Source organism: Streptomyces sp. NPDC058221 (genome assembly GCF_042882365.1).
In the GTDB taxonomy this organism is placed as follows: domain Bacteria; phylum Actinomycetota; class Actinomycetes; order Streptomycetales; family Streptomycetaceae; genus Streptomyces.
Window position 1 is genome coordinate 105,153 of the sequence record NZ_JBHVWF010000005.1, and the last position, 13,037, is coordinate 118,189.

The window sequence follows — 13,037 nt, forward strand, 5'->3', positions numbered from 1 at the left end:
CCCGTCCCCCTCACCACGCCCCGTAGAATTGACCCAACACCCGGCATGACCGCCGGGTGGTGACCCGAGGAGCCACCCTTGGCTGCTGAGCTGCACGTCGAGCTGGTCGCGGCGGACCGTAGTGTCTGGTCCGGCGAGGCCACCCTGGTCGTCGCGCGCACCACGTCCGGCGACATCGGCGTCATGCCCGGTCACCAGCCGCTTCTGGGTGTGCTGGAATCGGGCCCGGTGACGATCCGCACGAGCGACGGCGCCACTGTCGTCGCCGCTGTGCACGGCGGTTTCATCTCGTTCGCCGACGACAAGCTCTCGCTGCTGGCGGAGATTGCCGAGCTGGCGGACGAGATCGATGTCCAGCGCGCCGAGCGTGCGCTGGAGCGTGCGAAGTCGGACACGGACGGCGCCGCCGAGCGCCGCGCCGATGTGCGACTGCGTGCGGTGGCGGTGCACTAGCCACCCCGCGAAACGTCTTTACCCTCAGCCGCGGCCCGTGCTGGAGATCTCTCCAGACCGTGTCGCGGCTGAGGCGATGCAGGTGCAGGTGAAGTTCGGGCGGTATCCGTTTACTCGACGACGCGAGGAGGTCGGTGGAGATGTTCCTCGCGCTGTGGGTGGGCGGGCTGGTCGTCGCACTGGTCGCGGTTGGTCTCTTCGTCTTCGGTCTGCGCCGGCGGCTGATTCAGCGCTCCGGCGGGACCTTCGACTGCAGCCTGCGCTGGAACGTGCCCGTGGAGCCCGATCTCTCCGGCAAGGGCTGGGTGTACGGGGTCGCCCGGTACAGCGGCGACAAGGTGAACTGGTTCCGGGTCTTCAGCTACTCCCCGCGCCCGCGCCGTGTGCTGGAGCGGTCCGCGATCGAGGTCGTCGCCCGCCGGCTGCCGGAGGGCGAGGAGGAGCTCGCACTGCTCTCCGACGCCATCGTGCTCGGCTGTCTCCACCGGGACGTCCGGCTGGAGCTGGCGATGAGCGAGGACGCGCTGACCGGTTTCCTCGCCTGGCTTGAGGCGGCGCCGCCCGGCCAGAGGGTGAACGTGGCCTGAGGCCTCGCACCACGCAGACGAAAACCGGGGAGACAGGGGGCGGACCTGTCTCCCCGGTGCTTTTCGGGGTTACGCGCGGTGCGGTGCGGTGGTGACTACTTCAGCCCGCTGTTCATCGCGCTCACGAGTTCACCGTTGCTGGTGTCCCCGCTGAACTCCCAGAAGAACGCGCCTCCCAGGCCCTGGTTCCTGGCCCAGGTCATCTTGGACGCGATGGTGGCCGGGGTGTCGTAGCTCCACCAGTTGGTGCCGCAGTGCGCGTAGGCCGTGCCCGCGACGGTGCCGGTGGTGGGGCAGCTGTTCTTGAGGACCTTGTAGTCCTCGATGCCGGCCTCGTACGTACCCGGGGCGGCTCCGGTGGCGGTGCTGCCGGGTGCGTCCTGGGTGACGCCGGTCCAGCCGCGGCCGTAGAAGCCGATGCCGAGCAGCAGCTTCGAGGCGGGGACGCCCTGGGCCTTCAGCTTGGCGATGGCCTCGGAGGCGGTGAAGCCGGCCTTCGGGATGCCGGTGTACGGGGTGAGCGGGGAGTGCGGGGCCGTCGGGCCCTTGGCGTCCCAGGCGCCGAAGAAGTCGTACGTCATCACGTTGTACCAGTCCAGCGACTGTGCGGCGCCCGCGTAGTCGGCGGCGTCGATCTTGCCGCCCTCGGAGCCGTCGGCCGTGATGGCCGCGGTCACCAGGTTGTTGCCGCCGAACTTCGTGCGCAGCGCGGACGTGATCGACTTCAGTGCGGCGGGGCCGCTGGCGTCACAGGTCAGACCGCAGGCGTTGGGATACTCCCAGTCGATGTCGATGCCGTCGAAGACATCGGCCCAGCGGGGGTCCTCCACCAGGTCGTAGCAGGACTGGGCGAACGCGGCCGGGTTCTGCGCGGCCTGGCCGAAGCCGCCGGACCAGGTCCAGCCGCCGAACGACCACAGGATCTTGATGTGCGGGTACTTCGCCTTGAGCTTGCGCAGCTGGTTGAAGCTGCCGCGCAGGGGCTGGTCCCAGGTGTCGGCGACGCCGTCGACGGACTGGTCGGCGGTGTAGGCCTTGTCGTAGTCGGCGTAGGAGTCACCGATCGCGCACTTGCCGCCGGTCACGTTGCCGAAGGCGTAGTTGATGTGGGTGATCTTCGCGGCCGAACCGGAGGTGTCCAGGTTCTTGACGTGGTAGTTCCGGCCGTAGACGCCCCATTCGGCGAAGTAGCCGAGGTTGACCTTGTCGCCGGTGCCCGGGTCGCCGGGGTCGGTGCCCCCGCCGCCGGTGGTGTGTACCTTGACCGCACCGCTTGCCGGACCGGTCTGGTCGGCGGTGTCGCGGGCCTGCACGGTGTACGAGTAGTCGGTGCCCGCGGTGAGGCCGGTGTTGGTGTACGTGGTGCCGGTGACCGTGGCGACGACCGCGCCGTCCCGCAGGACGTCGTAGTTCTTGATGCCGTGGTCGTCGGTGGCCGCGCTCCAGCTCAGCTTCGCCGAGGTGTCGGTGACGGAGCTCGCGGTGGGGGTGCCGGGCGCGGAGGGGGCGTTGTCACCGGGGACACTGCCGCCGTCGCAGGAGGCGCCGTTCAGCGTGCAGCCCGTGGGGGAGCCGGAGCCGGTGCCGTTGAAGCCGAAGGAGATGCTGGCGCCCGGTGCGACCGAGCCGTTCCAGCCGAGGTTCTTGGCGGTCCAGTGGGTGCCGGAGCCGGTGACGGTGGCGTCCCAGGCGGAGCCGACGGCGGTGCCGGAGGGGAAGTCCCACTCGATGGTCCAGGAGCTGAGTGCGGTGGTGCCGGTGTTCTTCACCGTCCACTGGCCCTCGAAGCCGCTGCCCCAGTCGGATTTCTTGAGGTACGTGGCGGTTGCCGAGGTTGCTGCTTCGGCCGGGGATGCCATGCCGACCATCGCGGCGAGCGGCAGGAGCAGTGCGGTGAGGCCCGCGACGGCTCTTGATCTGGTGGCTTTCCCGGCCCCGAATCTGAATCGGGTCCGGCGGGGGGTCTCAGTGCTCAACGGTGCTCCTCGGGTGAGGTCCGGACAAACGGGGGTGGTCCGTGGACTGCAACCCTGCGCCGCCCTGAGCACGCCGTGTCGTGGCGAGCTCACCGCAGTGTGTTCGGTGAGATTAGGAAGGTCTGGACCAATCGTCAAGAGGTCCAGACCAAAGATCGCAGTCGTCGGAACTAAACCTCAGACGCCCAACTCCTGCGCCAGCACTGCCGCCTGGACCCGGCTGCGCAGACCTAGCTTCCCCAGCAGTCTGCTGACATGGGTCTTCACCGTCGCTTCCGCCATGGACAGCCGCACCGCGATCTCGGCATTCGACAGCCCCCCGCCGAGGCAGCCGAGCACCTCGCGCTCGCGCCGGGTGAGGGAGCCCAGCAGCGCTCTGTCCGGAGCGTTGGGCGGTGGTACGGGGGCGGAGCCGGCGAACTCCGCGATCAGCCGGCGCGTCACCGCCGGGGCGATCAGACCCTCGCCGCGCGCCACCGTGCGTACCGCTTCCAGCAGACCGTGCGCCTCCGTGTCCTTCAGCAGGAAGCCGGACGCCCCGGCCCGCAGCGCGCCGAAGACGTACTCGTCCAGATCGAAGGTCGTCAGCACCAGTACGTCCGCCAACCGGTCACCGACCACCTGTCTCGTCGCGGACACCCCGTCCAGCCGGGGCATCTGGATGTCCATCAGCACCAGGTCCGGGCGCAGTTCACGGGCCAGCCGCACCGCCTCCTCCCCGTCGCCGGCCTCCCCGACGACCTCGATGTCGGGTGCGCTGCCCAGGATGAGCACCAGCCCCGCACGCACGGCCGACTGGTCCTCGGCGACCAGAACCCGGATGGTCATGCCCTCACGCTTCCTTCCCCGACGGGCAGCTCCGCCCGTACACGCCAGATCTTCGTCCCGCTCCCGGTGGACACCGGCCCCGCCTCGATCTCCCCGCCGAGCAGCGCCACCCGCTCCTGCATGCCGACCAGCCCGGCCCCCGAACCGGGTGCGCGCGGACCGGGGCGGCTCCCCAGAGCGCTGGTGACCTCCACCGTCAGCCGCTGCCCGGCCTGCCCCAGCCGGACCGTGACCTGTCCTGGCCCGGCATGCTTGAGCGCGTTCGTCAGGGACTCCTGGACGATGCGGTACGCCGCCAGCTCGACCGGCGCGGGGAGCGGGCCCGGGGCGGTGCGCGAGTCCTCCAGCACACAGGTGAGCCCGCTGGACGCGGCGTTCGTACGGTGCTGCTCGATCAGGGCGTCCAGCGAACCGAGCGTCGGTGAGCTGCTGGGCTCCGGATCCGCCCCGCCGGCGCGCAGCAGCCCGATCAGACGGCGCATTTCGGCCAGACCGTCGACGCTGTTCTCCCGGATGACGCCCAGGGCGTTCCTGGAGGTCTCGGGGTCGTCGATGGAGAGCGCGGCGGTGGAGTGGATGGCGATCGCGGAGAGGTGGTTGGCCACCATGTCGTGCAGCTCGCGCGCCATCCGGGCGCGTTCGGCGGTCACCGCCTGCGCCCGGTCCATCTCGGCCAGCAGAGCCGTCTGATCGGCGCGCAGCCGCGCCGTCTCGGCGGCGTCGCGGTGGTTGCGCACGCTGACGCCGGTCAGGGCGGGCACGAACGAGACCAGTCCGGTGACGATGCCGATCAGCAGCGCCTCTGCGCTGCGGAACCACGCCAGGAAACCGATCGTGACCGTGACCGTGATCAGGAAGGTGGTCACCGGGATCCGCCGCGCGGCAGCCGGGGTGCCGTACAGCACGGCCGCGTACATGACGTCGGTGTACAGGAGCACGGTCGCCAGGTTCCCGGGCGTGAACTGGTCCATGATCAGCGCGAGGGTGCCGATGACCAGGGCGGTCTGCGGTGCGCTTCTGCGCAGCAGCGCCAGCACCGACATCACTGCCAGCGGGACCAGGGCGATCCAGGGAGCGTCGAGGACCCTGCCGTTCTGCATATGCAGACCGAGCAGCCAGAGCACCACTCCGCCGAGCAGTCCGACGACCCCGATGAGGGCGTCGTCGCGGTGGGGGCGGGGAGGAGAGAACACCCTCATATCCAACACGGCGGGGCGCCCCGGCACGTCGGTACGGGGAGTGAGCCGCGAGTACATCGAAGGATGCAGTGCCGGTTCGTCACTCCGGGCGACGATCGCGGGCGCCGCGGCGGGGACGCTGGAGGGGAGCGAAAGGAGCCGGACCGTGATCGTCACACTGATCGTTCTCTGCGAGATCGCCTTCTGGGTGCTGCTGGCCGTGGGGCTCGCGCTGCGCTACGTGGCGCGGAAGCCGCGGCTCGGGGGAGCGGTGCTGCTGTGCGAGCCGCTGCTGGAGGTGATCCTGCTGGTGGTGACGGCCGTCGACCTGAAGAACGGCGCCGCTCCGGACTGGAAGCACGGCCTCGCCGCCGTGTACATCGGCTTCACCGTGGGCCTCGGCCACTCCACCATCCGGTGGGTCGACGCCCGGGTCGCCCACCGGTTCGCGGGCGGCCCGCCCCCGGTGAAGCCGCCGAAGTACGGGATGGCGCGGGCGGTGCACGAGTGGCGGGTGGCCGGGCGGTGGACGCTGGCGGCGGTGACGGCGCTGGCGCTGCTCCAGGGAGCGGTCTGGTACGTGGGCGGCGACGGGGATGTGGCGTCGCTGCAGTCCTGGCAGCGCACGATGCTGTTCGTGATCGGGATCAACCTGGTGATCGCGGCGAGCTACACGGTGTTCCCGAAGCGGGATCCCGGGCGGGATGCGAAGCGGGGCCGGGAGAAGGTGCCGGGCCCGCCCGGCTGACGGTCCGTCCTCAATCGCCGGACGGGCTCGAGAGTGCCGGGCGGGCTTGAGGGGCTGTACGGCTTGGAGGGGCCGGGCGGGCTTGTCCTTCTACCGCTCGCCACCCGGCACCCACAGCACGTCGCCGAGCTCCTTGTTCGCCACCCGGGCGAGGATGAACAGCAGGTCGGAGAGCCGGTTGAGGTAGGTCGCCGTCAGCGGGTTCATCACCTCGCCGTGCTCCTCGAACGCCGCCCAGGTGGACCTCTCCGCGCGCCGTACCACCGTGCACGCCTGGTGCAGCAGCGCGGCACCGGGCGTGCCACCCGGCAGGATGAAGCTGCGGAGCTTCTCCGTCTGCTCCAGGAAGTGGTCGCAGTCCGCCTCCAGCTTGTCGATGTAGGACTGCTCGACCCGCAGCGGCGGGTACTTCGGTTCCTCGACGACCGGTGTCGACAGGTCCGCGCCCACGTCGAACAGGTCGTTCTGCACGCGGACGAGGACCTTCACGACATCGTCGGTGAGCTGCCCGAGCGCGATCGCCGTACCGATGGCCGCGTTGGCCTCGTTGGCGTCGGCGTAGGCGGAGATCCGCAGATCGGTCTTGGCGGTCCGGCTCATGTCGCCGAGGGCGGTGGTGCCCTGGTCGCCGGTGCGGGTGTAGATGCGCGTCAGATTGACCATGCGGTCAGCCTAGTTAGGCGCCCGCCTTCCTGAAGACGCGTGTGCCCACTGTCACGGCCAGTGCCGCGAACCCGAGGGCGACCAGGACCCCGTACAGCATGTGCGTGGTGGCGTACGAGCCGATGTACGCGTCCCGCACAGCGTCCACGAGATAGCGGAACGGCGTGAAGTGGGAGAGCACGTCCAGCCACTTCGGGCCCAGCGTCATCGGCAGCATCAGCCCGGACAGCAGCATGGCCGGCATGGTGACCGAGTTGATCACCGGTCCGAACTCCTGCGGGGTGCTGACCTTCATGGCCAGGGCGTACGACAGAGAGGCCAGCGAGACCGTCAGCAGACCGACGAACGCGAAGCCGATCAGCACTCCGGCGAGCGGTGCCCGCAGGCCCATGACCAGGGCGGCCAGGACCAGCAGCAAGGCCTGGAACATGAACAGCAGCGTGTCCCGCAGCACCCGCCCGAGCAGCAGGGCCAGCCGGCTGACCGGAGTCACCCGCATCCGCTCCACCACGCCGGTCGATTTGTCGATGATGATGGCGAATCCGCAGAACGAGGCGCCGAAGAGGCCGAGCTGGAGCAGCAGGCCCGGGACCAGGATCTGCCAGGAGTCCCCGGACCGGCCGAGCGGCAGACCGGTCAGCAGCGGGCCGAACAGGAGCAGGTACAGCAGCGGCATGAGGACGCCGAAGAGGATCTGGAACTTCGAGCGCAGGGTCTGCCGGGCGTAGCGCTCGAAGACGAGCGCGGTGTCGTGGAGAAGCATCGGTCCGATTCCTAGACGGTGACGGGAGCGGCATCGGGGGCGGCGGGGGCGCGCCCGGTGATCGCGAGGAAGGCCTCCTGGAGCGAGGCGGTGGCGGAGCCCGTGTACCGGGTCTTCAGCTCGGCCGGTGCGCCCTCCGCCGCCACCAGGCCGCCGTCGATCACGACCAGCCGGTCGGCGAGCGCGTCCGCCTCGTCGAGGTAGTGGGTGGTGAGCACGACGGTCGTGCCGGACTCGTCGCGCAGCCGCCGCACCAGGTCCCACAGATCGGCGCGGCTGCCCGGGTCGAGCCCGGTGGTCGGCTCGTCGAGGAAGAGCAGCGGCGGCCGGTGGGTGAGCCCCATGGCGATGTCGAGCCGCCGCCGCTGGCCCCCCGAGAGCGAGGCCGTCTTCCGGTCGAGCAGCTCCGACAGTCCCAGGTCCGCGGCCAGTTCCCCGGCGCGGGCAACCGCCCGGGCCCTGCCGAGCCGGTACATCCGGCCCTGGGTGACCAGCTCCTCCCGCACGGTGGTGTGCGGGTCAAGACCACCGGACTGGGCGACGTACCCGCAGTTCTCCCGTACGCCCGCCGGGTCCGCGATCAGGTCGCAGCCCGCGACGGTGGCGACGCCGCCGGTGGGGGCGAGCAGTGTGGTGAGCATGCGCAGGGTGGTGGTCTTGCCCGCTCCGTTGGGGCCGAGCAGCCCGACGATCTCGCCGGCGGCGACGGTCAGATCGATGGACCGTACGGCTTCCACGGGGCCGGCCTTGGTGGTGAAGGTCCGGGCGAGCCCGGCGGTACTGATGATTGGCATAGCGACCACAAAAACAGAGTCAGTGAAAAATTGCAATGACACCAAATATTCAGGGACCCCAGCCGCGCTCTACGATGGGCCCATGGCTGAGGGACTCAGGGAGCGCAAGAAGCGCCAGACCAGGCAGTACCTCTCGGACGTGGCCACCGGCCTCTTCCTGGAGCGGGGATTCGACGCGGTCACGATCGCCGAGATCGCCCGCGCCGCCGACGTCTCGGTGAACACGGTCTACAACTACTTCCCGGCCAAGGAAGACCTCTTCCTCGACCGCAGCCGAGGCGTCGTCGACCGCCTCTCCCGGTACGTCCGGGGCCGGGACAAGGGGGAGTCCGCGGCCGACGCCGTCCTGCGCGAACTGCGCATCCAGGTCGAGAGCGTGTCACCCACCGTCGGCCTGATGGAGGGCTACGAGCGGTTCATGCGTGTCATCGAGGGCGCGGACAGCCTCAAGGCCCGCCTCTGGCACGTACAGCAGGAAGCCCTCCAGCATCTGGAGGGGACCCTTCAGGAGGAGTGCGGGGACGGGGACCGGACCGCGATCCTGGTGGCCGGCCAGCTCGCCTGGGTCCACGGGACGCTCATGGCGTACATCGGAGGCGAGATGGTGGCGGGCCGCAAGGCCGCCGAGGTGTCCCGCGACGCTCTCGTCCTGCTCGACGACATCGAGGACCTGCTGGGCGAAAAGGTGCTCAACTACGCCCGGCGCGCCACCGAATGACGTATCCCGGTGTGATGTCCGTCATTTGAGACGTGACGCGCATCTCTTCGCCGCCCCAGCGCCCCTCACGGGTACTAACCTCCGCCGGAGAGCATGGACGAGAACCGTTGAGAAAGCATAGGGGTGCCAACGTGGCCAGGAAGCTCGCCGTCATCGGAGCCGGACTCATGGGGTCCGGTATCGCGCAGGTCTCCGCCCAGGCGGGCTGGGACGTCGTGCTGCGCGATGTCACCGACGCGGCCCTGGCCCGGGGCCGTGACGGCATCAAGGCCTCCTACGACAAGTTCGTCTCCAAGGGCAAGCTCGCGGCGTCCGACGCCGAGTCCGCGCTCGCCCGCATCACCACGACCACCGATCTCGACGCGGTCGCCGACGCGGACGTCGTCGTCGAGGCCGTCTTCGAGAAGCTGGAGGTGAAGCACGAGATCTTCCGGGCGCTCGACAAGATCGTCCGGGACGACGCCGTGCTCGCCTCCAACACCTCCGCCATCCCGATCACCAAGATCGCGGCCGTGACGGAGCGTCCGGAGCGCGTCGTCGGTGTGCACTTCTTCTCGCCGGTCCCGATGATGCAGCTCTGCGAGCTCGTACGCGGCTACAAGACCAGCGACGAAACCCTCGCCACCGCGCGGGAGTTCGCCGAGTCGGTCGGCAAGACCTGCATCGTCGTCAACCGGGACGTGGCCGGCTTCGTCACCACCCGGCTGATCTCGGCCCTGGTCGTCGAGGCGGCCAAGCTGTACGAGTCGGGCGTCGCCTCGGCCGCGGACATCGACATCGCCTGCAAGCTGGGATTCGGTCACACCATGGGGCCGCTCGCCACCGCGGACCTGACCGGAGTCGACATCCTGCTGCACGCCACCGGCAACATCTACACCGAGTCGCAGGACGAGAAGTTCGCCGCCCCGGAGCTGATGCGCCGGATGGTCGATGCGGGTGACATCGGCCGCAAGAGCGGGCAGGGCTTCTATACCTACTGATCGTTCTCGGTTCCCGGTCGCCTGATCTGCCGTCAGTCAGGACCGGGGGCCCCGGGAGCCGCCGCCCGGGATCAGCGGATCCGCACCGGATCCACGGCGGGCCCGGGTCACTCCACGGAGTGAATTCGGTATCGGTTCGCTTACAGACGGCAACTTCCCTGTCGCTGCCACAGTCAGTTGGGGCAGAGGCAGTTTCAGACAGACGGATCTTGCCACGGAGCATCCCAGGGGAGCGCATATGCACATCAGGGGCGACCACGCCGAGCTGGTCGTCGGGGGCCGCCTCGACGTCCGAAGCGCGGCGGACGCCCGTACGGTCCTGCACTCGGCCCTCGACGACGGAGTCGGCGATCTGGTGCTGGACCTGACCGAGCTGGATTCATGGGATGCCACCGGACTCGGTGTCATCATGGGCGCGCACAGACGGGCCGGACGGGCCGGACGGCGGCTGGTGCTGCGCGGTGTGCCGCCGCAGATGCAACGCCTTCTGGTGGCCACCAGACTGCACCGCATCCTGGCCATCGAGGGCGGAATCGCGGCAGACTCGCTGCCACGCGTCTGAGGGCCCCGGCGGCGCCGGGTGCCCCTTCGGCTCTCCGGGCCGAAGCCGCACAATCCTCACGAGACCGTGATCTGTCGGGCGGCGCGGCACCCCGGATGTTCGTAGATACTGTGCGAAGGTTTAGGGTTCGGCCGTCTGCCGATAGACGGACCCACCTGGCTGACACCGGACCGGAAGCGACTGCTGGACGTGTGAGGCCGGAGGGTCAACCGTGCTCGACGCGTCTTGGGGGCTTTGGCGATGGACCCGACACACCGGGGGCCGGAAGAGTACGGCCACGACAGGAACGGCTCCGCACAGGACGCCGGCCGGCGGCGCGCTTCCCGCGATCCGCTGACTCCCGATTTCGGTCAGCAAACGCCGCAACAGGCCCGCGTCGTCGCGCTCATATCGGGCGACCTCCTGCTGACGGTCAACCCCGTCGACGGCAGCGAGGTCGAACCGTGCCCGCCGGGTGAGCAGCCGGCCGAACCGGTCCGGCGCACCCCGGCCGAACGCGCCGACCGCGAACGCGCCGCCGCACCCCCCGTGCCGCCCGGCCCGCCCGCCCTCCAGCTGCCCCTCCTGGAGCGCGAGGACGAACGCGAGCGGCTGGTGCGGCTGCTGGCCCGCGGCCGCTCGGTACGGCTCAGCGGACCGGCCGGATCCGGCCGAACCGCACTCCTCGACGCGGTCGCCGCCGACTGCGCGCAGCTGGCACCGGACGGTGTCGTACGGCTCAGCGGCTACAAGCGGACCGTCACCGATCTGCTGTACGGACTCTTCGAAGCCGTCCACCACGCACCGCTGCACCGCCCGGCCCGGGCCCTGCTGCTGGAGAAGCTGCGCACCACCGGCGCCGTCGTCGTCCTCGACGACCTGGAGTTCGGCGGCGCCGCGCTGGACGAACTCCTCGACGCCACGCCCGAATGCGCCTTCCTGCTCGCCGCGACGCCCGATGTCGCCGCACCGGACCCCGACTCCCACCTCGAAGAGGTATTCCTCGGCGGACTCGACCGCGGCGCCTCGGCCGGCCTGATGGAGCGGGTGGTCGAACGGCCGCTCACCGAGGAGGAGGCCAACTGGGCGGGCGACCTCTGGTTCGAGTCCGAGGGTCTTCCGCTGCGCTTCGTCCAGGCCGGGGCCCTGCTCCGCCAGCGCGACCTGCTGCGCACCGACCCCACCGCGTACGACGAGTACGGCTATCTCGACGGCCGGCCCGCCGAGGCGCCGCTGCCGGCCGAGACCTCCGACCTGCCGCTGCCCAGCCTCGGCGAGGGCGCCGCGCCCGCCGCGCTGCTCGCCTCACGGCTGAGCGGGGCCGCGCGCGACACCCTGCGCTTCGCGGTGGCGCTCGGCGGCGAGGTGCCGCACCAGGCGCATCTGCCGGCGCTCGTGGGGGACACCCACGCCGATGCCGCGCTCGGCGAACTCGCCGGCTGCGGGCTGCTCTCCCCGGCCGGGTCCCGGTACCGGCTGGCCGCCGGAGTGGTCGCCCAGCTGGAGGCCGCCGGATACGCCGACGATGCCACCGGCCGGGCCCGTGCCGCCGCCCAGCACTACGCCTGGTGGGCCGGCCATCCCTCGGTGACCCCCGCCCGCGCGGTCGCCGAGGCCGACGCGATCGTCGCGGCGATGGCACAGCTGGTGCCGGGGGACGGGGCCGGACAGACCAGCGTCGCCGTGCTGCTGGCCCGCAGCGCCTCGCCCGCGTTCGCGGCCGGGCTGCACTGGAGTGCCTGGGAGAAGTCCCTGCGGATCGGCCAGGAGGCGGCACGGATCGCCGGCGAGGTCGCCGAAGAGGCCTACTTCCACCACGAGCTGGGCGTACTCGCGCTCTGCAGCGGCAATCCGGACCGGGCCCGGGCCGAGCTGGAGACCTCCATCAGCATGCGCGGGGCGCTCGCCGACAAGCCGGGCGCGGTGGCGGGGCGCCGGGCGCTCGCGCTGGTCGACGACCTTTCCGGCGCGGTGGCGGCCGGCGGTGTCCCGGTGGACGAGGAGCTGCCGGCGGGCCGCTTCGAGGCGCCGGCACCCAGCGGCCCGACGGTCGGCATACCGGCCTCGATGCCGCGTCCGTACGCGGACGACACCGCCGTCGTGTCCCGGCAGGCCGCTCCGAAGGGAGCCGGCGGGCCGGGTGGCCGCTCGGCGGTACTGGGCGGTGCCCGGCGCAATCTGGTCGCCGCGGGTGCGGGTGTGCTGCTGGCCGGTGTGCTCGGCACGGTGGTGACGCTCGGGCTGACGTCGAACAGCGATCCGCAGGATGATCCCGGGGTCTCGAGCGACCAGTCGGTGACCGACGACGGTGACGACAGCGAGAACCAGCCGCCGGCCGATGAGCCGGCGGACGACACGGTGCCGTCCGCTCCGGCGTCGAGCGCCACGTCGTCCACGCCGGGGCCGACGGGCAGCGAGTCCGCGCCGGCCGGGAGCGGGGCGCCGTCCTCGGGCGCGAGTGAGCCGCAGGACAGCCCGTCGTCCACGGGGAAGCCGTCGAGCGGCAAGCCGAGTCCGTCGCGCTCCACGTCCAAGTCGCCCTCGCCGACGAAGTCGGATCCGCCGCCGACGAGTCCTTCGCCGAGTCCGTCGGACACGGATCCGGATCCGGATCCGTCGGACTCGCCCACGGATCCGGGTCCGGAGGAGCCGAGTTCGCCCGATATGTCGGACTCGGCGAGTGGGGTGGCGGGGAGCCCGTCGGTGAGCTGAGCGGGGCGCCCCGGCGGGCGCCCCGCGCCTTGTCCTCAATCGCCGGACGGGCTTGATGTGTGCGCCCGTCCGGCAGGCACCCCGCTCACCGGGACG

The 13,037-nt window shown here is 70.8% G+C and carries 13 protein-coding genes; 7 read left to right on the forward strand and 6 right to left on the reverse strand.

Annotated features, from left to right (window positions below; translation table 11 throughout):
• Positions 1 to 78: 78 nt before the first annotated feature.
• Together ACFVW8_RS03510 and ACFVW8_RS03515 are read left to right on the forward strand one after the other, a co-directional pair.
• Positions 79 to 453 (forward strand): F0F1 ATP synthase subunit epsilon, encoded by a 375-nt coding sequence (locus ACFVW8_RS03510; RefSeq protein ID WP_384129458.1) that lies wholly within the window; start codon positions 79 to 81, stop codon positions 451 to 453.
• Positions 454 to 593: 140 nt separating this feature from the next.
• Positions 594 to 1,040, forward strand: a complete 447-nt coding sequence (locus ACFVW8_RS03515; protein ID WP_384129455.1) for a DUF2550 domain-containing protein — start codon at positions 594 to 596, stop codon at positions 1,038 to 1,040.
• A gap of 95 nt (positions 1,041 to 1,135) precedes the next feature.
• Here the strand turns inward: ACFVW8_RS03515 and ACFVW8_RS03520 are convergent, their stop codons facing one another.
• The 3 genes from ACFVW8_RS03520 to ACFVW8_RS03530 all read right to left on the reverse strand — a co-directional run bounded on the left by ACFVW8_RS03520 (position 1,136) and on the right by ACFVW8_RS03530 (position 5,043).
• Positions 1,136 to 3,016, reverse strand: coding sequence for a glycosyl hydrolase family 18 protein (locus tag ACFVW8_RS03520; RefSeq protein WP_389685896.1), 1,881 nt, complete (start codon positions 3,014 to 3,016; stop codon positions 1,136 to 1,138).
• Positions 3,017 to 3,193: 177 nt separating this feature from the next.
• Positions 3,194 to 3,844, reverse strand: a complete 651-nt coding sequence (locus ACFVW8_RS03525; protein ID WP_389685897.1) for a response regulator — start codon at positions 3,842 to 3,844, stop codon at positions 3,194 to 3,196.
• On the reverse strand, positions 3,841 to 5,043 hold the full coding sequence (locus ACFVW8_RS03530; RefSeq protein ID WP_389685898.1) for a sensor histidine kinase: 1,203 nt from the start codon (positions 5,041 to 5,043) through the stop codon (positions 3,841 to 3,843). Before ACFVW8_RS03530 ends, ACFVW8_RS03525 begins: the two co-directional genes overlap by 4 nt.
• Positions 5,044 to 5,188: 145 nt before the next feature.
• Here ACFVW8_RS03530 and ACFVW8_RS03535 point away from each other — a divergent pair, with 145 nt between their 5' ends.
• Positions 5,189 to 5,770 (forward strand): hypothetical protein, encoded by a 582-nt coding sequence (locus ACFVW8_RS03535; protein ID WP_389685899.1) that lies wholly within the window; start codon positions 5,189 to 5,191, stop codon positions 5,768 to 5,770.
• Between the two features lie 90 nt (positions 5,771 to 5,860).
• Here ACFVW8_RS03535 and ACFVW8_RS03540 read toward each other — a convergent pair whose 3' ends face one another.
• From ACFVW8_RS03540 to ACFVW8_RS03550, 3 genes are read right to left on the reverse strand one after another with little or no spacing between them, the layout of a single operon-like run.
• Positions 5,861 to 6,433 (reverse strand): cob(I)yrinic acid a,c-diamide adenosyltransferase, encoded by a 573-nt coding sequence (locus tag ACFVW8_RS03540; RefSeq protein WP_389685900.1) that lies wholly within the window; start codon positions 6,431 to 6,433, stop codon positions 5,861 to 5,863.
• A gap of 13 nt (positions 6,434 to 6,446) precedes the next feature.
• Positions 6,447 to 7,196: an ABC transporter permease gene (locus ACFVW8_RS03545; RefSeq protein ID WP_389685901.1), complete on the reverse strand. Its 750-nt coding sequence runs from the start codon at positions 7,194 to 7,196 to the stop codon at positions 6,447 to 6,449.
• An 11-nt stretch (positions 7,197 to 7,207) separates the two neighbouring features.
• Positions 7,208 to 7,990: an ABC transporter ATP-binding protein gene (locus ACFVW8_RS03550; protein ID WP_389685902.1), complete on the reverse strand. Its 783-nt coding sequence runs from the start codon at positions 7,988 to 7,990 to the stop codon at positions 7,208 to 7,210.
• An 82-nt stretch (positions 7,991 to 8,072) separates the two neighbouring features.
• Between ACFVW8_RS03550 and ACFVW8_RS03555 the strand changes: the two genes are divergently transcribed.
• The 4 genes from ACFVW8_RS03555 (at position 8,073) to ACFVW8_RS03570 (ending at position 12,941) form a co-directional block, all read left to right on the forward strand.
• Positions 8,073 to 8,708 carry a TetR/AcrR family transcriptional regulator gene (locus ACFVW8_RS03555; protein WP_389685903.1) on the forward strand — a complete coding sequence of 212 codons (636 nt, stop codon included), beginning with the start codon at positions 8,073 to 8,075 and terminating at the stop codon, positions 8,706 to 8,708.
• A 131-nt stretch (positions 8,709 to 8,839) separates the two neighbouring features.
• Positions 8,840 to 9,688, forward strand: a complete 849-nt coding sequence (locus ACFVW8_RS03560) for a 3-hydroxyacyl-CoA dehydrogenase family protein (RefSeq protein ID WP_389685910.1) — start codon at positions 8,840 to 8,842, stop codon at positions 9,686 to 9,688.
• Positions 9,689 to 9,926: 238 nt separating this feature from the next.
• The gene (locus tag ACFVW8_RS03565) at positions 9,927 to 10,250 is read left to right on the forward strand and encodes an STAS domain-containing protein (RefSeq protein WP_250967584.1); all 324 of its coding nucleotides are present in this window, start codon (positions 9,927 to 9,929) and stop codon (positions 10,248 to 10,250) included.
• Between the two features lie 240 nt (positions 10,251 to 10,490).
• Positions 10,491 to 12,941: an ATP-binding protein gene (locus ACFVW8_RS03570; protein ID WP_389685904.1), complete on the forward strand. Its 2,451-nt coding sequence runs from the start codon at positions 10,491 to 10,493 to the stop codon at positions 12,939 to 12,941.
• The last annotated feature ends 96 nt before the right edge of the window (positions 12,942 to 13,037 follow it).

Bases quoted from the DNA above. Each gene is read 5' to 3' on its own strand.
- ACFVW8_RS03515 (WP_384129455.1), top strand. From the start codon at position 594: ATGTTCCTCGCGCTGTGGGTGGGCGGGCTGGTCGTCGCACTGGTCGCG.
- ACFVW8_RS03525 (WP_389685897.1), bottom strand. From the start codon at position 3,844: ATGACCATCCGGGTTCTGGTCGCCGAGGACCAGTCGGCCGTGCGTGCG.
- ACFVW8_RS03530 (WP_389685898.1), bottom strand. From the start codon at position 5,043: ATGAGGGTGTTCTCTCCTCCCCGCCCCCACCGCGACGACGCCCTCATC.
- ACFVW8_RS03540 (WP_389685900.1), bottom strand. From the start codon at position 6,433: ATGGTCAATCTGACGCGCATCTACACCCGCACCGGCGACCAGGGCACC.
- ACFVW8_RS03545 (WP_389685901.1), bottom strand. From the start codon at position 7,196: ATGCTTCTCCACGACACCGCGCTCGTCTTCGAGCGCTACGCCCGGCAG.
- ACFVW8_RS03550 (WP_389685902.1), bottom strand. From the start codon at position 7,990: ATGCCAATCATCAGTACCGCCGGGCTCGCCCGGACCTTCACCACCAAG.
- ACFVW8_RS03555 (WP_389685903.1), top strand. From the start codon at position 8,073: ATGGCTGAGGGACTCAGGGAGCGCAAGAAGCGCCAGACCAGGCAGTAC.
- ACFVW8_RS03565 (WP_250967584.1), top strand. From the start codon at position 9,927: ATGCACATCAGGGGCGACCACGCCGAGCTGGTCGTCGGGGGCCGCCTC.
- ACFVW8_RS03570 (WP_389685904.1), top strand. From the start codon at position 10,491: ATGGACCCGACACACCGGGGGCCGGAAGAGTACGGCCACGACAGGAAC.